The sequence below is a fragment of the Catellatospora sp. IY07-71 genome (assembly GCF_018326265.1).
In the GTDB taxonomy this organism is placed as follows: Bacteria; Actinomycetota; Actinomycetes; order Mycobacteriales; family Micromonosporaceae; genus Catellatospora.
Genome location: NZ_AP023360.1, coordinates 5,459,832 through 5,476,880, shown reverse-complemented (window position 1 = coordinate 5,476,880; position 17,049 = coordinate 5,459,832). Strand labels below are relative to the sequence as shown.

The window sequence follows — 17,049 nt, the reverse complement described above, 5'->3', positions numbered from 1 at the left end:
GATGTCGATTGACATCTACGAACAGCGATGCCAGTCTACACGCATGGTTACCGACGGGGACCTGCTCGCTGCGTTCGAAGGGCTGGACGGCACCGATCAGCAGCACAGCAATGGCACTCTGCGACACCACCTGATCGGCGTCCGTGACCTGTTGTCCGCCTGGGGGATGCCGAGCCATGTCGTTGCCGCTGGGTTATTTCACAGTGCGTATGGCACGCAGTCCTACCGTGCCGAAGTCGCCACCCTCGACAACCGCGCCGCGCTCGTGTCCCTCATCGGCGAACCCGCCGAACGGCTCGTCTACCTGTACTGCGTGGCCGACCGATCCGCGCTGTTCAGGCAGTTGCCCGACCCCGACGCGCCCATGCTCCTCGACCGGCACGCGGGCACCTCGGTTCCGTTGGATCGAGAGACCTTCGCGTATCTGATCCACCTGTTGCTTGCCGACCGCCTCGAGCAGCTACCCAGACGCGGAGAGCTGCCCGACGACGACGAGCCACGCATACACCTCACACGTGCGGGCACCCTGATCTGGCATACGGCACAGCGGACCCTGACCTCCAAGGCTTGGGCGGCGTTCCAAGCCGACGACCACAGCCGAGGACGGTATGGCTGAGCGGATCAAATATCCTCGCCCAGCGGAGCCAGCGGCCATCCAGCTGGCCAAGCTCGAGCAGCTGACGCGGGCCACGACGATCTCCGTCGTCGCAGTTCTGATCGGAATCGGACTGCTCATCCTGCCCGTCGCCACCGGCTTTGACGGCGACTCGCGATGGTATGCATTCACACAGAACCTCGGCGTTGCGCTGATCCCCGCCGGGACACTGAGGTCATTTCATCCTGATGGATGTGGATGTCTCAGGTTGATCAACTGAGCGTGGGGATGTGGGCCATGAAGTGAAGCTCCCGATAGGACTGGGGTTACCACACCAACCAGTACCAGCAGGAGCTTCAGTTGCTAACCTACCGCGCCCCGGTCCCGGGACTGTCGACGCCCCACCTGGAGTTCCTCACCGGCCTGCTGGCCGAGCACCGCAGGCAGAGCGGCTGCCGGTGGCGCAAGCTGTCACCCGCTCGGCAGGCGCTGCTGGTCCTGGTCCACCTGCGCTGCGGGGACAGCCTCGCCCAGCTTGCGGTCTCGTTCGAGGTCTCGCCGGCCACCTGCTACCGGTACGTCGGTGAGGCGGTGGCACTGCTGGCAGCTCGGGCACCGTCCCTGGAAGAGGCCTTGGCCGGACGGCGCGGGAAGGTGACGATCCTGGACGGCACGATCATCACGACGTTCCGGGTGCGCTGGACCAGCGCGCACAAACTGTGGTGGGTGCACCGCAAGCGCACCTACGGCGTCAACCTGCAGGCCCTCGCGGGTGAAACCGGGAACCTGCTGTGGATCTCCGACGGGCTGCCCGGCTCGACCCATGACCTGACCGCCGCGCGCCGACACGGCGTGGTCGACGCCGCCGTCCGGCACGGCCTGCAGTTCTGGGCCGACCGCGGCTACCAGGGCGAGGCACCCACCCTGATCACCCCGGTCAGGGCCGGCAAGGACAAGCCCCTGATCCCGGCCGCGACGGCGTACAACCGCCGCCACGCCGCCGTCCGGGCACCCGGCGAGCGCGGCTTCGCCACGCTCAAGTGCTGGCAGATCCTCACCCGTGTCCGCTGCACCGTCAGCAAGATCGGCGTCATCGCGCGGGCCATCCTGGCCCTACACCACGCGACATCGACGCCAATCAGGATGAAATGACCTCACTGGCCGTCCTCTACGAATTCTTCCTGCGCCGGTCATTTCTCAGCCACATGTCAGAGGAATTGGCGGCGTCGCTCAATCGCTACTTCGTCCCATACGAGCGGCTGACCCTGGCGGGCGTACGGGACATCCATGAGATATTTCCGACGAGTGACGTCGTACGCGGATTCGCCAACGCCCGCTCGATCCGCATCGTGCAGACTTGGATTCCCGACGTGATCCCCATGCTGCGCGCGATGCGGGCTGCAGCCGAGCGGGGCTGCAAGATCCAAGTTTTGCTGCTCGACCCTAACTCGCCAGTGGCACCGCTGCGCGCCAGAGAGTTGGGTTACACCGAACTGGACGCGACGCGGCAGAACGTCGAAGCCAACCTCGCTGAGCTACGCCGATTCGCGAGGCTCGCCGGTGTCGCGGCCAACCTGGAGGTGCGGCTCTACGACGGGCTGCCGGTCGCGGCCATACACGCCTATGACGACACCATCTTCATGAGTCTCTACTGGCGCCAGACCCCGGCGATCCAGGGACCGCAATTCGAGGTCCGCAAGGGCAACAGCGTCCTTGCCGACACGATCGAGCTACACATTCGCGACCTGTGGGCCGCGGCGCGGCACTACGATCTCGGCGGTGAGGTGGGCCGTGAGGAGGACGGCTGAGCTGATCGCCCGCCAGACCCAGGCCAGGTTCAGTTCGCCAGAGCGCATTCACATCAAGGCAAACCTGTTCCACGGTTACGAGATCAGACCGCTACTCACCGCGTTGCGGCGTCAGCAACAGCAGCAGCGGCTGCGCCTCGACGCGGTGATGCTCGGCGACTCGTTCCTGACTACGCATCTCGGCTACCCGTCGACCGTGCTGGACGGTGAGGAGCTGCAGGAGTTCTTCCTACGAGTGCAACTGTCACTGCTCGTGGAGATCCGGCGCGAACTCGATCGCACGGCGCTCAGCGAGGAGGTGTACCTCATCGCCGATATGCCGCATGGATCCGCTCGGCACGTTGACCTCGGCTTGCAGAACGCCCAGCGCGTGCTCGCCCACGGAGCCGATGCGATCAAGATCGAGGTGACCACGCTCGATCATCTTTCGCTGATCGAGGAGTTGTCCGGCGGCGGAGTCCCGGTGCTGGCACATCTCGGTTACTCGCCACAGGCCGGTGGCGCGAAATTCGTTGCCCGCACCATCGACGAAGCACGGAAGCTGTTCCGGTTGGCGCAGCAATGCCGCAACGCCGGGGCGTACGCGCTCGTACTCGAGGGCGTCGCCACACCGGCGCTCGCCGCACTGGCGGCCCACAATGACGGCGGCCTTCCGGTTTACGCCATCTTCAGCGGCCACGCGCCGTACGCCGGCCAGTCAGTCAATGTCTGGGACGCCCTTTACCGTCCGCCGTTCCCGGCCCGCTACTTCCCGCCCACCGCGAGCCTGGATGTCAGCACCTTTCCAGCCAGTTACACTGACGCGGCGATCGTGGAGCACTGTCGGCTCTTGTTGGAACTGCTCGGCACCAGCTACCCGATCTTCCGCGGCGCGGACATGTCGGGCTCCGAGGCCGCCGAACTCATGCAGTCGAACCCGTGGTGCTGAGCGTCGACCGAAAGGACATCAGGTGGCCGATCGTTGGGATCCTGAGATGAACGCGTTCGCCCGCCTCGACCGAGTGATGCCGCCGTCTCCCGAACGCGTGGTGTTCTACGGCAGTTCGACCATCCGCCTGTGGACGACGCTCGCCTACGACTTTCCTGAAGTCCAGGTCAGCAACCGCGGTTTCGGTGGTGCGATGATCCGCGACGTCGCCGCGAACGCCGTGGTGGCGATCGGCTCGCCCGCTCCCCGCACAGTGATCATGTATGCCGGCGGCAACGATCTGTCGAGCCTGCGACCCGTCGACCAGGTGGAGAGCAACCTCAGGTTGTTCGTGGACACCGTGCTCGGGATGGACGAGCACATCCAGATCGGTTTGATGACAGTCATCCCGCATCGCCGGTTCTGGCCTGTCGAGCAGCAAATCGCCGAGTACAACGCACGGATGCGCCAGACAGCCGAGGAGCACCCCAGGGTTGGTCTCATCGACACGGCGGGGCCAATGCTGAAACTGGGTGCACCGCCGCCCGCGGACCTGTTCATCCATGACGAGGTGCACCTAAGCCAGGCTGGTTACGACATCCTCATCAGGCAGTGCCGACGCTACCTATCGCTACCCAGCTGAGGAGCTGTCAGGATCCGCTTGTGGCGGAGACGACCTCCAGCGCCGTCCGGGTTGTGCCGCAGCGGTGCCGCCGGGGTGGAACTCGGTGGTGTTCTCGACCTGGCCGTCGGCGGCGATGACGGACAGGCGGCTGGGACTGCTGGCGCGGGCCGCGGTCATGGCCTGCCAGAGCGCATCCGGCTTGCGCGGGTGTATGCCGACCACGTCGTCGCCGTCGAGCACGTCCCACACGTCGTGGTTGGCGACCACCTCGAAACGCCGCACGCGAACCTCCTCACCTGCCGACGGCGCCCCGCGCACACGGGTGGCGGGGCGCCGCGGGCGTGTCAGATCTCGGTGCGCTCCTCGACCCGGCGGTACTCGGCCGGCTCGCTGACGATCCGCGCACGGTTGCGCGGGCCCCAGATGAACGCGGTGAACAGCAGGCCGAGCGCACCGCCGATCATGAAGATCCAGCCGATGACGTCGATGTCGACGCCGGCGACTTCGAAGTCGAGCGCGAACGTGAAGATCGCGCCGAGCACGATCAGGAAGATGCTTGCGCCGATACCCATGGTGGTCACCTCCAGAAGTGCCGCTGAGGTCGCGGCCACGGCGCGCCGATACCCCCGGCCTGGGAGCAGAAACCGGCCGGGATCACCGGCGGTGGCCCTGACCTGTGTAAACGGTCGACGTACAGCGAGCCCGGGTTGGGTATTTCACAACGCAGTGACAACTTTCGCAGCAGCGGCGCTCTGGCACTTTCTCGACCGGATCGCCGTGTCGGCGAGTGGCAGACCACGGTGGCCGGGTTATGGGGATACGGTCGATGAGACGAACGAAGGAGATGTTGGTCATGACTGCTCTGCCACCCGTCGTCGACTCCGCCACCTGGCGTAAGGAGCTGGACGAGCTGCGCGCCCGCGAGAAGGCGGCCACCAGGGAGCTCGACGCGATCGCCGCCCAGCGGCGCAGGCTCCCCATGGTGCGAATGCCCGACTACACGCTGGTCGGGGCCGAGGGACCGGTCCGGTTCGCCGACGTCTTCGACGGCAGATCGCAGCTGATCGTCTACAACCACATGTGGGACCCCGACCCGGACGCGCAGTGGCAGTGCGGCGGCTGCACCAGCCTCACGTCGTCGTACACGCGGCTGGACTTCCTCGACAACTACGACGCGCGGTTCGTGATCGTCACCCAGGGACCGATCGAGGCGGCCCTCGCCTACGCCGAGCGCGTCGGCAACAAGATGACGTGGTACTCGACCGCCGACAGCCCGTTCGGGGCCGACGTCGACGCACCGCCCGGCGGCGGCTTCGCGTTCAACGTGTTCCTGCGCGACGGCGACACCGTGTACCGCACCTGGCACACCAGCGGTCGCGGGGTGGAACAGCTGACGTTCACGTTCTCCCTGATCGATGTGCTGCCGTACGGGCGGCGGGAGGACTGGCAGGACTCCCCGGAGGGCTGGCCGCAGGGGCCCGCCTACAGCGGCTGGCTCGACTCGCCCGACATCGCCCGGTTGTACGGTCCCGCCCGCTGACACCGCGCCCGGAAGCACCTCGACGCGCTGCGGCGCGGGCAGGAGCCGGCCGACGAGCGCCGGGGGCCGCGCGGGCAGGCGGCGAACCTCCCGCGAAAGGTCCGGTGTTTCTTCGTCGACTACGTCGCTCCTGCCGGTAGGGTCGCATCTCTCATGCCGCCGCGGCGTCTCACCCGGATGCCGGAGCCCATGCCGGAGCCGGCGGCTGCCCGAAACGAGGAGCGTTCCATGACGACAGTCGACGACGGCCTGGACCTGGAGCAGGTGGCCGACCTGCTACGGCACCGCTACCAGCAGACCCTCGAACAGATCGCGACGCAGACGGCCGAGACCCGTGATCTGCGCCAGGCCGCGCACCAGGACACCGGCGACATGGCCGACGCCGGTTCGCTGATCAGCGACACGGCCCAGCACGACATCGTGACAGCCGCCCTGAGCGAACAGGCCGGGCGCCTGGCCTCCGCGCTGCAGCGGCTGCAGGACGGCTCGTTCGGGACCTGTGGCAGGTGCGCACAGCAGATCCCGCTCGCCCGGCTTGAGATCATGCCGTGGGCCACCCACTGCGTCACCTGCCAGCAGCACGCCGAAAAGCTCCGGTGACACCCGCGCCTGCCGCACGGACAGCCCTCTTCGGACAGCGCGGGCGGCCGGTGGCGTAGCCCTGCCCGCGCCACCGGCGCACCCTCACGGTTTGAGCAGGTCCCCCAGCCGGTATCGGCATGGCATGGCGAATGTTCCCGCGCAGCAGCACGACACACCCGCCCGTCCCGGTGATGGACCGCCGCCTCGGATGCCCTCCGACATCACCCCCGGCCTCGGACCGTTCGACCGGTTCGCCACGCACGCGTCGAACTTCTTCTCCAAGGCCTGGTTCTTCTCGCTGTGCGTGCTGCTGGTGCTGATCTGGGCGCCGTCCTACTTCCTCATCGGCGACCTGGACACCTGGCAGCTGATCATCAACACGGCGACGACGATCGTCACCTTTCTCATGGTCGCCCTGCTGCAGAACACCCAGACCCGGGCGGACAAGGCAGTGCAGCACAAGCTCAACGCGATCGCCGACGGCCTGGCCGACCTGATGGACCACATCGCCGAAGCCGACGACCGACCCCGGCTGCACGCCGACGTCGAGGAGCTGAAGGCCGCGGTGGGTCTGGAGACGCGCGAGGGAGCGTAGCTCCGCGTACGACACCGGGGCGCTCCGCAGATCGGCGGGGCGCCCCCTGACCTTGCTCCGGACCCGCTCCGCCGTACCCGTTCGGCGGAGCGCGCAGCCGTTGCCACGAGCAGCGCCAGCCGACCTTCTTGAATCACGATCGTCGATCTGACAACATCGACAACCATCGTGCTGTACCGACATCCGGCGACTGTCCGACACCCCTGGAAGGAAGCCACATGCGGTTACCCCACCGCGTCACGCTCACCGTCGCGCTGCTCGCAGCAGCCCTCCCGGTGCCGGCCGCCGCGGCGAGCGCCGCACCGTCTCAGGCCGCACTCGCCCAGATCGAGGAGCGGGTCTACGTCGAGTCCGGCGTGGACTCCAACGGCGACGGGCGGCTCGACCGGATCGCCATCGACATCGCCCGGCCGTCGACGGGCGGGCCGTTCCCCGTCGTGTTCGAGCAGAGCCCGTACCGCAACGGCCTGGCCAACGCCGCCAACCACGGCGTGAACGTCAGCGCCCTGCCGCAGGAGAACCTGTTCTCGCTCGTCCCGGGTGCGCCGCCCACGGCCGGAGCGGGCGTCGCCGTCGCCAGGCCGGTGCCGGACCTGCCCGACTGGTACGACGACTACTTCGTGCCCAAGGGGTACGCGGTCGTGCTCGGCCACAGCCTCGGCACCGGCGCCTCGGAAGGCTGCCCGACCAGCGGAGACATGCAGGAGACGCGGGCCACCACCGCGGTCGTGGACTGGCTCAACGGCCGCGCCCGCGGCTTCAGCGCATCGGGCGCCCCGGTGACGGCGTCGTGGAGCACCGGCAACGTCGGCATGATCGGCATCTCGTACAACGGCACGCTGCCGAACATGGCCGCCACCACCGGCGTCGCCGGCCTCAAGGCGATCGTCCCGATCGCGGCGATCTCCAGCTGGTACGACTACTACCGGGCCGACGGGCTCGTCGTCGCCCCCGGCGGATACCAGGGCGAGGACGCCGACGTGCTGGCCCGTGCCGTGCTCGACCGGACCGACTGCACGAGCCGGATCAACCAGATCGAGGCCGACCAGGACCGGATCACCGGCGACTGGAAGCAGTTCTGGGCCGACCGTGACTACGTCGGCAAGGCGGACAAGGTCACCGCGGGCGTGTTCGTCATCCACGGCCAGGCCGACTGGAACGTCAAGGGCCGGCACTACGCGCAGTGGTGGGACGCGCTGCGGGCCGCCGACGTGCCCCGCAAGATCTGGCTGCACAACGGCGGCCACGGCACGACCTCCCGCACGGACTACCGGGCGACGGTCGAGCGCTGGTTCGAGTACTTCCTGAAAGGGATCGACAACGGCATCCTCACCACACCCCGGGCCGAGGTCCAGTTCCGGGACGGCACCTGGCGCCAGTACACCGACTGGCCCAACCCCGCCGCCGCCGAGGCCGTGTTCAAGCTCGACGCGGCCTCCGGCACCGCACCCGGCGGCCTGACCCTCGGCACCCCCGCCGGCACGTCGGCACAGCAGTTCACCGACAACGGACGCACCAGCACGGCGACGACGCTGGTCGCGAACCCGGACAGCGCCAACGGCAACCGGCTGGTCTACCGGACCGGCAACCTGGCCAACGCGGTCACGCTGACCGGCTCGCCCCGGGTCTCGCTCCGGCTCGCCGTCACCAACCGCAACGACGCCAACGTCACCGCGCTGCTCGTCGACTACGGCGGCACGGGCACCAGCACCACCCCCGTCGTCGTCACCCGCGGCTGGATCGACCCGCAGAACCGCAACAGCCGCGCCACCAGCGAGAAGGTCGTCCAGGGCACGGAGTACACGCTGAACTTCGCCATGCAGCCCAAGGACCACGTGTTCGCCGCCGGGCACCGCATCGGCCTCGTGGTGATCTCCACCGACTACGACTACACGCTGCGGCCGCCGGCCGGTGCCGTGCTGCGGCTCAACCCGGCCGCCAGCACCCTGACGATCGCGCAGACCGGCCTGGCCACCGGCAACGACTATGCGATCTCGGTGTCCCCGACGGCGGGCGCGACCAACCCGGGCGGCACGCTGAGCGCGACGGTCACCACGGCCGTGACCAGCGGCTCCGGGCAGAACGTGGCGCTGTCGGCGGCCGGGCTGCCGGCGGGGGTGACCGCGACGTTCAACCCGTCGACCGTGGCGGCGGGCGGCACCTCCGCGCTGACCCTCAGCACCACCGCTTCGGTCACGCCGGGCACCTACCCGATCACCGTCACCGGCACGGGCACCAGCGCCACCCGCACCGCGGTCTACACGCTCACCGTCAACGGGGCCGGTGGCTGCCGGGCGACCAACCCGGCTGACGTGGCGATCCCGGACGCCGGAGCCGCGGTGGAGAGCACCATCACCATCAGCGGCTGCCCGGGCACGGCCTCGGCGTCGTCGACGGCGGAGGTGCACATCGTCCACCCGTACCGCGGTGATCTCGTGGTCAGCCTGGTCGCACCGGACGGGACGAGCTACTCGCTCAGCAACCGCTCCGGCGGCAGCGCCGACGACATCCACCAGACCTACCCGGTGAACCTGTCCGGCGAGACCGCCAACGGCACGTGGCGGCTGCGCGTACAGGACGCGGCGGCCGCCGACGTCGGCCGGATCGACACCTGGACCCTGACCGTCGGCCCGTAGGCGCCTCCTCGGCGCGACCCCGCGCCGGCCGTTCGACAGCGGTCGGCGCGGGGTCCGCAGCAGGGCTCAGCCGCCGCTGGCGGAGAAGTGCATGTAGTCCTTCAGCGACCGGTAGTCGCCGCCCCATCCCCATCCGATCGCCGCGAAGGCCTGGACGGCCTGCTCGCGGGGCTGCGCCATCCCAGGCCGCGCGTCGGCCCGGTCGAGGTAGGAGGTGGCCAGCTCCGGCAGGACGACCTCACCCTTCTGGTACGGGTTCTGAAACGGGTTGAGATCCACGGCGAGGCCGTAGGCGTGCTGGGACCACGCCTTGCGGCCGCGCACCGAACGGCAGGCGAACACCTCGGTGGTGTTGCCGTCGCCGGTCGACGGCGCGTTCAATTCAGCCGCGCTGGAGATCCGCATCCGCTCGATCGGGAAGTCCGCGGCGAAGAGCCGCTCGAACACGGTGACCAGGTCGTCGGCCACCCGGGCGTTGGCCAGCAGCTCGCCGGTGTGGGCACGCCCGTCGAACCCGCGGAAGACGACCGTGAGGTAGCGCAGGTCGGCCGCGGCGATCGGGCAGTCCTTCGTCCAGCTGGATCGGGCGAGCACGTCGGCGGGCACCGCCTGGACGGTGGCGTGGAAGCGGCCGTCCGCCGGTGGCGGCAGGTCGTCGACGGTGATGATCGACCGGTGACGCAGCTCGGGCGGGGTCTGCTGGGCTGCCGCCCTCCCCTGCGGCCCCACCGGCAGCACTCGCGTGCCCAGCCAGGCCGGTGCGGCGGTGGCGTCGCCGATGCGGACGGGCTCGGGGCTTCGCGACTCGGTGGGCGCTATGGGCGAAGGAGCCAACGTTCGTGCCTGTATGTCCGCTTCCGGGTCGGCCATGGCGTTCGAGCAGCCGGACAGGGCGGACCCCAGAAGCACGGCGACGGCCAGCAAGCCCGCCACCCGTCCGCCGCCGCGACGCCGGGAACGGGCGGCCGTACGGATCGCGGTACGGGCGTTCGGCGAGGAGCCTGCGGGGGCGCACATTTCGCCAAGAATAGCGCGAGCTGACCGGGCCGACCTGGACCGGGACCTGCGGGGCACTGCGACAAACCGGCCAGGTGCGCCAGGTGCCGCCGAGCGGTAGCATCCGCGAATGTTTTTCGGCGCCCGGCACAAGGTCGACAAGTACTGCGATCAACTCGAGGCGGCCGCGGACCCGGCCGCCTTCGAGCAGGCGGCGCTGGGCCTGTGGGCTGCCGCACAGAAGGCCTCGCCGCGCGATGCCACCGCCGCGCTCGAACGGTGCGCGTGGCTGCTGAGCGGGCTGAGCGTGGGCTCAGGCGGCCGGTTCTCGATCCTGTGCGGGGCCCTGGTCGAGCTGGGGGCAGAGCCTGATGCGCTGGCCGTGCCGGTCGCCGACGGCCTGCTGCGCTCGCTTGAGCAGGCGTGGCGGTTCCGGGACGCCTGGCACTGGGCCGGTGCCGGGCAGAAGCTCCCGGATCCGGAGGCTGCGGACGATCACCTGCAGGGTGCCGTCGCGCGGCTGGCGCCGCTGATGGGCGGCGAGGCGGCATACCGGGCCGCGGAGGGCTGGTTCAGCGTCACGAACTGGGCCAGGCCGGCGACCACGCTGCTGCGCGAGGCGCCCGAGCTGTGGGCGCGGCATCCGGGCCGGGCGTCGATCGTCGCCCATGTCGCCGCCCTGGTCGCGGACGTCCCCGACCTCGGCGATGTGCATGACATGCTCAGCGGCCCCGGCAGGGCCCGCAGGTGAGCCAGGTCCCGCGATCCCGCGCGACGGCGGGACCGCAGGGGCTCGGCTCGATCGCCGCCTGCTCAGCGCAGCAGTGACCTCGCGGTCGGGGTCAGCCGCAACTGCTGCGGGGCACCGGAGAGCATCGCCGACAAGTCGGGTAGCACCTGTTCCCGCCAGCGGTCCGACCTTCGCAGCCGGTCCTGGTGGTCGTCGAGGGCGGCGGTGCTGCCGAAGCGCGTGAACCACACGAACGCGTTCTCGCCTGTGCGCACGGGCAGGGCAGGGAAGTCGTTGTCGGCGTGTTCGGTCTGCAGGCAGGCCAGCGGCGCAGCTCCCGTCTCGGCGAGCAAGGGGCGCATCCGGTGGTCGAAGAAGTCCACGAACGCCTCGTCGAACGGATGGTCGCGGTAGTACAGCGTCGCCAGGACGATCGACGGCGGCGGTGACGGGTGGCCGACCGGGGAACGCGGCGTGGCGGCGGCCGGGAATCCGGCGGCGGCCGTCACCGGCCGCAGCAGCAGCACGTCGTCCGAGTCGATCATCGTGGCGTTGGCCTGGTCCCGGTGCGCCTTCCAGACCGGCCCACCGTAGAAGCGGCTCAGCGCCTGAGCGCGGCTCGGCATGTCGTCGAACCCGCGCAGCCAGACGAACCGATCGGGATCATCCAGGTCGCGAAACTGCCCCAGCACCGCCATACCGTCGGCTTCCTGCGTCTCGACGAACTCTCGATCGAAGAGATCGATCAGAACATCGCGCCGGCCGGGATGCAGCGTGTACTGCCGCAGTTCCACGACCGAGTTCCGTACGCCGTGCATGAGAAGCCTCCACCTGTTGGAACAACTCTTGTTACATCAAAAGGCACGCCCGTGCACCGGTCGGGCCCCGCCTAGCGCACCTGCAAGGTCTCCCGGAGCACGTCGGCGATCGTGGTGCGCTGCAGCTCGCGCCGCAGGGCCTGTTCGATCTCCCCGTACACCTGACCCAGCGCGGGCCGGATGCCCCTGCCGACCGGGCACTCCAGATTGGGTTCGGTGCGGTGCATGCCGAACAGCGGATCCTGCTCGACAGCGTCGTAGACGTCCAGCATGGTGATGTCCTGCGGCGGACGCGCCAGGCTCCAGCCCGCCCCGGCGCCGTGGCGCACGTCGACCAGGCCCGCCCGGCGCAGGTCACCGAGGCTGCGCCGGATGACCACGGGGTTGGTGTTCACGCTGGCGGCGACCTGGTCCGAGGTCAGCAGAGCCTGCCCGCGCCGCTGGGCCAGCGCCATCCACGCCAGCGCGTGCGCGGCGATCGTCAGCCTGCTGTTCGCCGCCATCACCCCTCCTTGTCGCAACAGTTTCTGTTACAACAAGGTCGGCGTCAAGCCGCCGTTTCTGTCGGTGGTCGCCAGCATGATCGCGACAGCCAAGCCACCGACGCGAGGGATGATCACCATGACCGACGGCCGTGCCGACTTCGACTTCATCTTCGGGCGCTGGCTCGTACGCAACCGCAAGCTGCGTGAGGTCACCGACCCGAACTGCACCGAGTGGGTCGAGTTCGACGCCCACGCGCAGGCGGAACCGATCTTCGGAGGTCTGGGCCATGTCGACCGGATCTGGACCGAGTCACCGCCCGGCGAGGAGCCCTTCGAGGGATTCACGCTGCGGCAGTTCGATCCCCAGCGGCAGGTCTGGCGGATCTGGTGGGCTTCCAGCCGCCGGCCCGGACACCTCGACCCGCCCGTCGAGGGTGCGTGGCACGACGGGCGGGGCGTGTTCGAGTGCGCCGACGTGCTCGGCGGCCTGCCGGTGCAGGTACGTTTCGAGTGGACCACCGACGGCGCGGACGCTGCCCGCTGGCAGCAGTCGTTCTCGTATGACGAGGGTCGGACCTGGCGAACCAACTGGATCATGGATCTGTCACGCGTCGGCACCGCGCCCGCCGAGGTTCTTCGCTGAATCATCGAGGACGATCCCGGCGCCTGCGCCTGCCCGGCATGCCGGCCCGGCTGGTGCGCAGCTTCCGGCGCACCAGCCCGCCGCCGCGGTGGAACCTCACATGACGTGCTTGAACGTGCCCCAGCCGTGGCCGATCTGCACCCGCGCCGACAGCGCGAACCCGTTGTTCGCGTAGTACCACAGCAGCCCGCCGGCATCGACGCCGAGGATGTCCGCGTGCCCGTCGCCACTGAAGTCGACGGCGTTGACGTGGCTGAACGACGCCCAGCCGTGGCCGATCTGCACCCGCGCCGACAGCGCGAACCCGTTGTTCGGGTAGTACCACAGCAGCCCGTCCGCATCGACCCCGATCACGTCAGCTGCCCCGTCACCGCTGAAATCAGCGGCCACGACGTGCCTGAACGTGCCCCAGCCATGGCCGATCTGCACCGCCGCGCTCAGCGCCAGCCCGTTGTTCGGGTAATAGAGCAGGTTCCCGGCGGAGTTCACGCCGAGCACGTCCGCGTAACCGTCGCCGCTGAAGTCCGCGGCCATGATGTGCCTGAACGTGCCCCAGCCGTGGCCTATCTGCACCCGCGCCGACAGCGCCAGGCCGTTGTTCGGGTAGTACCACAGCAGCCCGTCGGCATCGGCACCGATCACGTCAGCTGCCCCGTCACCGCTGAAATCAGCGGCCACGACGTGCCTGAACGTGCCCCAGCCATGGCCGATCTGCACCGCCGCGCTCAGCGCCAGCCCGTTGTTCGGGTAGTACAGCAGGCTCCCGGCGGAGTTCACGCCGAGCACGTCCGCGTAGCCGTCGCCGCTGAAGTCCGAGACGTGGTCGCGCCGGGGGCGCCCGCAGTTGGCGCTGGTGATGTTGCGGGCCGCCGCACCTTCCCAGTTCATGCCGGACGGGACGCCGTTGAAATAGGCCTCGGTCGTGCCGCCGTCGCGCCAGACCTCATAGTGCAGGTGCGGGCCGGTGGAGTTGCCGGTGCTGCCCACCCGGCCGATCTGCTGGCCCTGGGCCACCCCTTGACCGCGGCCGACCGAGGGCGCCTCGATCATGTGGTAGTAGTTGGTGCGCCAGCCGCCGCCGTGGTCGATGATCGCGTAGTTGCCGCTGCGGCTGCCGTAGCCGGTCTCGGCGACGACACCGCCCGCCGCGGCCACGATCGCGCGGCCACTGCTGCCGCCGCCCGTGTAGGTCATGTCGATGCTGTAGGCGCCGTGGCCGCTGTAGGTGGCCATCCGCCAGGTCTCCCCGCACGGGAACGGGAGCTGGAAGAACGGCATCGGCCCGGCCGCGCGGGCCGGGCCGGCGCCGACCGCGAGCAGCGCCAGCAGCATGGCTGACGCGCCCGCGACGGCGCGCAGGATTCTGGTCGACAAGGGTGGTGTCCCATCTGGAGTGTGGCCGGGGTGGGCCGCAGCATAGACGAGTACGCATATATAGCGTGTACATTCCGCGTACCGCCGGGCTTCGGCCGGCTCACGCAGATGCGCGCGAACCGGTGGCGGCCGCAGGTCCCCGGCGACGCCGCGGCACAGCGGTCAGCTGGACGGCACAGCCTCCAGTGGTGTCCGAGGACCCTGGACCACTGTCGGACGGTCCCCCGGCCCTGGCCGGTCACCGCACCGGTGGCCCCGTCCGAGCAGCCCGGTGATGAGTTGTCGCGCCCGTACCCGTCATAACTACGACGGGACACGACGAGGCGGAAGGATGACGTGATGAGTACGGACGCGCGGCCGGAGGAACCGGGTGGCAGCGGGCTGGGCGAGGTCGGCGAGCGGGCGTTCTCGGGGCTGGCGGAGCGGCACCGGCGGGAGCTGCACGTGCACTGCTACCGGATGCTCGGCTCGTTCGAGGACGCCGAGGACGCCGTGCAGGAGACGTTCCTGCGTGCCTGGCGGCGCCGGGAGACCTTCCAGGGGCGCTCGACGTTCCGGGCCTGGCTGTACCGGATCGCCACCAACGCCTGCCTGGACCTGCTCGCCAAGAGCCGTCCGGAGCCCGCGACCGGCGGCGAGGTCCGGTGGCTGCAGCCCTACCCGGACCGGCTGCTCGACGAGCTGCCCGCGGGTGGCGCGGACGAACCGGAGTCGGTCGCCGTCGCGCGGGAGACGATCGAGCTGGCGTACGTGGTCGCGGTCCAGCACCTCGCGCCGCGCCCGCGGGCCGTGCTGCTCCTGCGGGACGTGCTCGACTGGCCGGCCAAAGATGTCGCGGAGCTGCTCGGGGACTCCGTCAACTCGGTGAACAGCGCGCTGCAGCGGGCCCGCGCCGGCCTGCGCGAGCACCTTCCCGCCGAGCGGCAGGACTGGACCGGTGGCGAACCGGACGCGGGGACGCGCGAGCTGGTGCGCCGCTATACCGACGCCGCCGTGGCCACGGACGTCGCCGCGATCGCCGCGCTGCTGCGCGAAGACGTCCGCTGCTCGATGCCGCCCACGCCTGGCCTGTACATCGGCCGCGACACGGTGGTCAAGGACTGGATCGAGAGCGGCTTCGAGGGCATGCAGAACCTGCGAGCCGTGCTCACCTCGGTGAACCACCAGCCCGCCGTCGCCTTCTACCACTGGCGCGAGGAGGCGGGTGCGTACCTGCCGCTGACGATCGACGTCCTGCGCATCACCGGCGGGGCGATCGCTGAGATCGTCACCTTCCACAGCGACCGGTTCCCGCGGCTCGGGCTGCCGGAGCGCCTGCCTGCCGACGGCACGGAGTAGGCCCGATGTCACCGCTCTCGCCCACCTGCACGTCAACCGCCGGTCACCAGGTCATGGAGGAACTACATGGACAGCATCGATGACATCGAGGCCGGCGCCGGTCCGGCGGCGGGCGGGACCACCCGCGCCCACCGGCTGCGCGGGCTCGCCGCCGTCGGCCTGCTCGCCACGCTCGCGGCGATGGTCGCGACCACGCTCGCCGCCGCACTCGCCCAGGCGGCCGGCGTCGACTTCGAGATCCCCGACGGTGGCGAGTCCATCCCGTTGCCCGGGTTCGCCGTGGTGACCGGCTTCTTCTCGATCGTGGGAGTCGTCATCGCCGTGGCGCTTCTTCGCTGGAGCGCTCACCCCGCCAGGCGATTCGTCTGGACGACGGCGTCGCTGACGGCGACCTCGCTGGTTCCACCCCTGCTCTGCGGCGCGGACGGCGCCACCACCGCCGCCCTCGTCGTGCTCCACCTCGTCCCGGCGGCGGTGATGATCCCCACCCTGGCGCGGAGCCTGCGCGCCCGGACCGTTTGACGGTCGCAAGCCGACGGCCCGGACCGTCACCCACGATCGGCGCAGCCGAGCCGGTCGCGTGGCTCAGCCGGCGGCGTCGCGAGCGGCCTGCTCGATGCGGTCGCGCAGGGCGGCCCAGTCCGGATCGACCCCGGGGATGTTGGTCGCGTCCGCTCGCATCCCGACGGCGCCGTCGATCAGCTCGCGTACGAGGTCGGCGTGCCCTGCGTGCCGGTGCGTCTCGGCGATCATGTGCACCAGGATCCGGTGCAGCGTGACGGTGTTGGTTTCGGGGTTCCACCACGGCACCCGGCCGGGCGAGTCCAGCTCCAGCGCGTCGATGGTGGCGTCGGAGTGCGCCCACACCCGGCGATAGAGGCCGACGACGTCCTCCCGGGACTGCTCGGCGGTCGCCCACATGTCGGCGTTGTCCTCTGCGTCCGGTGCGAACCACGGCAGCGGCTCGGGAAACGGACGGCCGAACGTGTCGCCGAAGTATCCAGCCTCGACGCTGGCCACATGCTTGACCACGCCCAGGAGGTTGGTGCCGGTCGGCACCAGCGGGCGGCGCACGTCGTACTCGGACAGTCCGTCGAGCTTCCACAGCAGGGCCTCGCGGCCTTGCTGCAGGTAGCGCTGGAGGTCGGCTTTCGGAGAAGTCATCCGGCCATCCTGCCACTTCGATGATCGTCTTCCTGCCCGCGCCCTGCGGCGGGCGGAGCCGCAGGCGGAGACCTTCTGGGCGGGAGACTGGCGCGACATCGCGCGCGACCTGCTGCCTGATCCGGGCTGGCAGCGCCACCGCCACCCGGTGGCCCGCCCGCCGTGGCTCTACCACGCGGGCACCCGGTCGTTCGGGCGCGGGCGGCGGGGATC

At 69.8% G+C, this 17,049-nt stretch carries 21 protein-coding genes; 14 read left to right on the top strand and 7 right to left on the bottom strand.

Going from position 1 to position 17,049, the window contains the following annotated elements:
• The first annotated feature begins 1 nt into the window (after position 1).
• The 6 genes from CS0771_RS24180 (at position 2) to CS0771_RS24155 (ending at position 3,953) form a co-directional block, all read left to right on the top strand.
• Positions 2–616 carry a DUF6817 domain-containing protein gene (locus tag CS0771_RS24180; RefSeq protein ID WP_212843134.1) on the top strand — a complete coding sequence of 205 codons (615 nt, stop codon included), beginning with the start codon at positions 2–4 and terminating at the stop codon, positions 614–616.
• Positions 609–875 (top strand): hypothetical protein, encoded by a 267-nt coding sequence (locus tag CS0771_RS24175; RefSeq protein WP_212843133.1) that lies wholly within the window; start codon positions 609–611, stop codon positions 873–875. The genes CS0771_RS24180 and CS0771_RS24175 overlap by 8 nt, the downstream gene beginning before the upstream one ends.
• 80 nt (positions 876–955) lie before the next feature.
• On the top strand, positions 956–1,747 hold the full coding sequence (locus CS0771_RS24170) for a transposase family protein (protein WP_212843132.1): 792 nt from the start codon (positions 956–958) through the stop codon (positions 1,745–1,747).
• Positions 1,744–2,403, top strand: a complete 660-nt coding sequence (locus CS0771_RS24165; protein WP_212843131.1) for a DUF5919 domain-containing protein — start codon at positions 1,744–1,746, stop codon at positions 2,401–2,403. The genes CS0771_RS24170 and CS0771_RS24165 overlap by 4 nt, the downstream gene beginning before the upstream one ends.
• On the top strand, positions 2,375–3,331 hold the full coding sequence (locus tag CS0771_RS24160) for a 3-methyl-2-oxobutanoate hydroxymethyltransferase (protein ID WP_212843130.1): 957 nt from the start codon (positions 2,375–2,377) through the stop codon (positions 3,329–3,331). The genes CS0771_RS24165 and CS0771_RS24160 overlap by 29 nt, the downstream gene beginning before the upstream one ends.
• 46 nt (positions 3,332–3,377) lie before the next feature.
• The gene (locus tag CS0771_RS24155; RefSeq protein WP_212843129.1) at positions 3,378–3,953 is read left to right on the top strand and encodes a GDSL-type esterase/lipase family protein; all 576 of its coding nucleotides are present in this window, start codon (positions 3,378–3,380) and stop codon (positions 3,951–3,953) included.
• Here the strand turns inward: CS0771_RS24155 and CS0771_RS24150 are convergent.
• Together CS0771_RS24150 and CS0771_RS24145 are read right to left on the bottom strand one after the other, a co-directional pair.
• Positions 3,942–4,217, bottom strand: a complete 276-nt coding sequence (locus CS0771_RS24150) for a hypothetical protein (RefSeq protein WP_212843128.1) — start codon at positions 4,215–4,217, stop codon at positions 3,942–3,944. The genes CS0771_RS24155 and CS0771_RS24150 overlap by 12 nt on opposite strands.
• 62 nt (positions 4,218–4,279) lie before the next feature.
• Complete coding sequence (locus tag CS0771_RS24145) at positions 4,280–4,507, bottom strand: DUF6458 family protein (RefSeq protein ID WP_212843127.1); 228 nt, start codon at positions 4,505–4,507, stop codon at positions 4,280–4,282.
• A 281-nt stretch (positions 4,508–4,788) separates the two neighbouring features.
• On the opposite strand from CS0771_RS24145, the gene CS0771_RS24140 reads away from it, so the two are divergent.
• The 4 genes from CS0771_RS24140 to CS0771_RS24125 all read left to right on the top strand — a co-directional run bounded on the left by CS0771_RS24140 (position 4,789) and on the right by CS0771_RS24125 (position 9,288).
• Positions 4,789–5,475, top strand: a complete 687-nt coding sequence (locus CS0771_RS24140) for a DUF899 family protein (protein WP_212843126.1) — start codon at positions 4,789–4,791, stop codon at positions 5,473–5,475.
• Between the two features lie 228 nt (positions 5,476–5,703).
• On the top strand, positions 5,704–6,075 hold the full coding sequence (locus CS0771_RS24135; protein WP_203746055.1) for a TraR/DksA C4-type zinc finger protein: 372 nt from the start codon (positions 5,704–5,706) through the stop codon (positions 6,073–6,075).
• Positions 6,076–6,265: 190 nt separating this feature from the next.
• The gene (locus CS0771_RS24130; protein ID WP_212843125.1) at positions 6,266–6,652 is read left to right on the top strand and encodes a low affinity iron permease family protein; all 387 of its coding nucleotides are present in this window, start codon (positions 6,266–6,268) and stop codon (positions 6,650–6,652) included.
• A gap of 218 nt (positions 6,653–6,870) precedes the next feature.
• Positions 6,871–9,288, top strand: a complete 2,418-nt coding sequence (locus tag CS0771_RS24125; protein WP_212843124.1) for a CocE/NonD family hydrolase — start codon at positions 6,871–6,873, stop codon at positions 9,286–9,288.
• A gap of 66 nt (positions 9,289–9,354) precedes the next feature.
• On the opposite strand, the gene CS0771_RS24120 is transcribed toward CS0771_RS24125, so the two are convergent.
• Positions 9,355–10,305 carry a M15 family metallopeptidase gene (locus tag CS0771_RS24120; protein ID WP_244870994.1) on the bottom strand — a complete coding sequence of 317 codons (951 nt, stop codon included), beginning with the start codon at positions 10,303–10,305 and terminating at the stop codon, positions 9,355–9,357.
• A 109-nt stretch (positions 10,306–10,414) separates the two neighbouring features.
• On the opposite strand from CS0771_RS24120, the gene CS0771_RS24115 reads away from it, so the two are divergent.
• On the top strand, positions 10,415–11,035 hold the full coding sequence (locus CS0771_RS24115; RefSeq protein WP_212843123.1) for a hypothetical protein: 621 nt from the start codon (positions 10,415–10,417) through the stop codon (positions 11,033–11,035).
• Between the two features lie 62 nt (positions 11,036–11,097).
• On the opposite strand, the gene CS0771_RS24110 is transcribed toward CS0771_RS24115, so the two are convergent.
• Together CS0771_RS24110 and CS0771_RS24105 are read right to left on the bottom strand one after the other, a co-directional pair.
• Positions 11,098–11,832 (bottom strand): NIPSNAP family protein, encoded by a 735-nt coding sequence (locus tag CS0771_RS24110; RefSeq protein WP_212843122.1) that lies wholly within the window; start codon positions 11,830–11,832, stop codon positions 11,098–11,100.
• Positions 11,833–11,903: 71 nt separating this feature from the next.
• Entirely contained in the window at positions 11,904–12,335 is a 432-nt protein-coding gene (locus CS0771_RS24105) for an Rrf2 family transcriptional regulator (RefSeq protein WP_212843121.1), read from the bottom strand.
• 118 nt (positions 12,336–12,453) lie between these two features.
• On the opposite strand from CS0771_RS24105, the gene CS0771_RS24100 reads away from it, so the two are divergent.
• Positions 12,454–12,960 (top strand): hypothetical protein, encoded by a 507-nt coding sequence (locus CS0771_RS24100; protein WP_244870993.1) that lies wholly within the window; start codon positions 12,454–12,456, stop codon positions 12,958–12,960.
• A 96-nt stretch (positions 12,961–13,056) separates the two neighbouring features.
• Here CS0771_RS24100 and CS0771_RS24095 read toward each other — a convergent pair whose 3' ends face one another.
• The gene (locus CS0771_RS24095; RefSeq protein ID WP_212843119.1) at positions 13,057–14,334 is read right to left on the bottom strand and encodes an FG-GAP-like repeat-containing protein; all 1,278 of its coding nucleotides are present in this window, start codon (positions 14,332–14,334) and stop codon (positions 13,057–13,059) included.
• 336 nt (positions 14,335–14,670) lie between these two features.
• Between CS0771_RS24095 and CS0771_RS24090 the strand changes: the two genes are divergently transcribed.
• Positions 14,671–15,672 carry an RNA polymerase subunit sigma-70 gene (locus tag CS0771_RS24090; RefSeq protein WP_371821461.1) on the top strand — a complete coding sequence of 334 codons (1,002 nt, stop codon included), beginning with the start codon at positions 14,671–14,673 and terminating at the stop codon, positions 15,670–15,672.
• A gap of 66 nt (positions 15,673–15,738) precedes the next feature.
• Positions 15,739–16,194, top strand: a complete 456-nt coding sequence (locus CS0771_RS24085; protein ID WP_212843117.1) for a DUF6069 family protein — start codon at positions 15,739–15,741, stop codon at positions 16,192–16,194.
• Between the two features lie 63 nt (positions 16,195–16,257).
• Here the strand turns inward: CS0771_RS24085 and CS0771_RS24080 are convergent, their stop codons facing one another.
• On the bottom strand, positions 16,258–16,836 hold the full coding sequence (locus CS0771_RS24080; RefSeq protein WP_212843116.1) for a DinB family protein: 579 nt from the start codon (positions 16,834–16,836) through the stop codon (positions 16,258–16,260).
• Between the last annotated feature and the right edge of the window lie 213 nt (positions 16,837–17,049).

Coding starts and splice junctions, on each gene's coding strand:
- CS0771_RS24135 (WP_203746055.1), top strand. CDS start 5,704: ATGACGACAGTCGACGACGGCCTGGACCTGGAGCAGGTGGCCGACCTG.
- CS0771_RS24140 (WP_212843126.1), top strand. CDS start 4,789: ATGACTGCTCTGCCACCCGTCGTCGACTCCGCCACCTGGCGTAAGGAG.
- CS0771_RS24175 (WP_212843133.1), top strand. CDS start 609: ATGGCTGAGCGGATCAAATATCCTCGCCCAGCGGAGCCAGCGGCCATC.
- CS0771_RS24130 (WP_212843125.1), top strand. CDS start 6,266: ATGCCCTCCGACATCACCCCCGGCCTCGGACCGTTCGACCGGTTCGCC.
- CS0771_RS24155 (WP_212843129.1), top strand. CDS start 3,378: ATGAACGCGTTCGCCCGCCTCGACCGAGTGATGCCGCCGTCTCCCGAA.
- CS0771_RS24125 (WP_212843124.1), top strand. CDS start 6,871: ATGCGGTTACCCCACCGCGTCACGCTCACCGTCGCGCTGCTCGCAGCA.
- CS0771_RS24145 (WP_212843127.1), bottom strand. CDS start 4,507: ATGGGTATCGGCGCAAGCATCTTCCTGATCGTGCTCGGCGCGATCTTC.
- CS0771_RS24180 (WP_212843134.1), top strand. CDS start 2: ATGTCGATTGACATCTACGAACAGCGATGCCAGTCTACACGCATGGTT.
- CS0771_RS24120 (WP_244870994.1), bottom strand. CDS start 10,305: ATGTGCGCCCCCGCAGGCTCCTCGCCGAACGCCCGTACCGCGATCCGT.
- CS0771_RS24085 (WP_212843117.1), top strand. CDS start 15,739: ATGGACAGCATCGATGACATCGAGGCCGGCGCCGGTCCGGCGGCGGGC.
- CS0771_RS24165 (WP_212843131.1), top strand. CDS start 1,744: ATGACCTCACTGGCCGTCCTCTACGAATTCTTCCTGCGCCGGTCATTT.
- CS0771_RS24100 (WP_244870993.1), top strand. CDS start 12,454: ATGACCGACGGCCGTGCCGACTTCGACTTCATCTTCGGGCGCTGGCTC.
- CS0771_RS24110 (WP_212843122.1), bottom strand. CDS start 11,832: ATGCACGGCGTACGGAACTCGGTCGTGGAACTGCGGCAGTACACGCTG.
- CS0771_RS24105 (WP_212843121.1), bottom strand. CDS start 12,335: ATGGCGGCGAACAGCAGGCTGACGATCGCCGCGCACGCGCTGGCGTGG.
- CS0771_RS24115 (WP_212843123.1), top strand. CDS start 10,415: ATGTTTTTCGGCGCCCGGCACAAGGTCGACAAGTACTGCGATCAACTC.
- CS0771_RS24080 (WP_212843116.1), bottom strand. CDS start 16,836: ATGACTTCTCCGAAAGCCGACCTCCAGCGCTACCTGCAGCAAGGCCGC.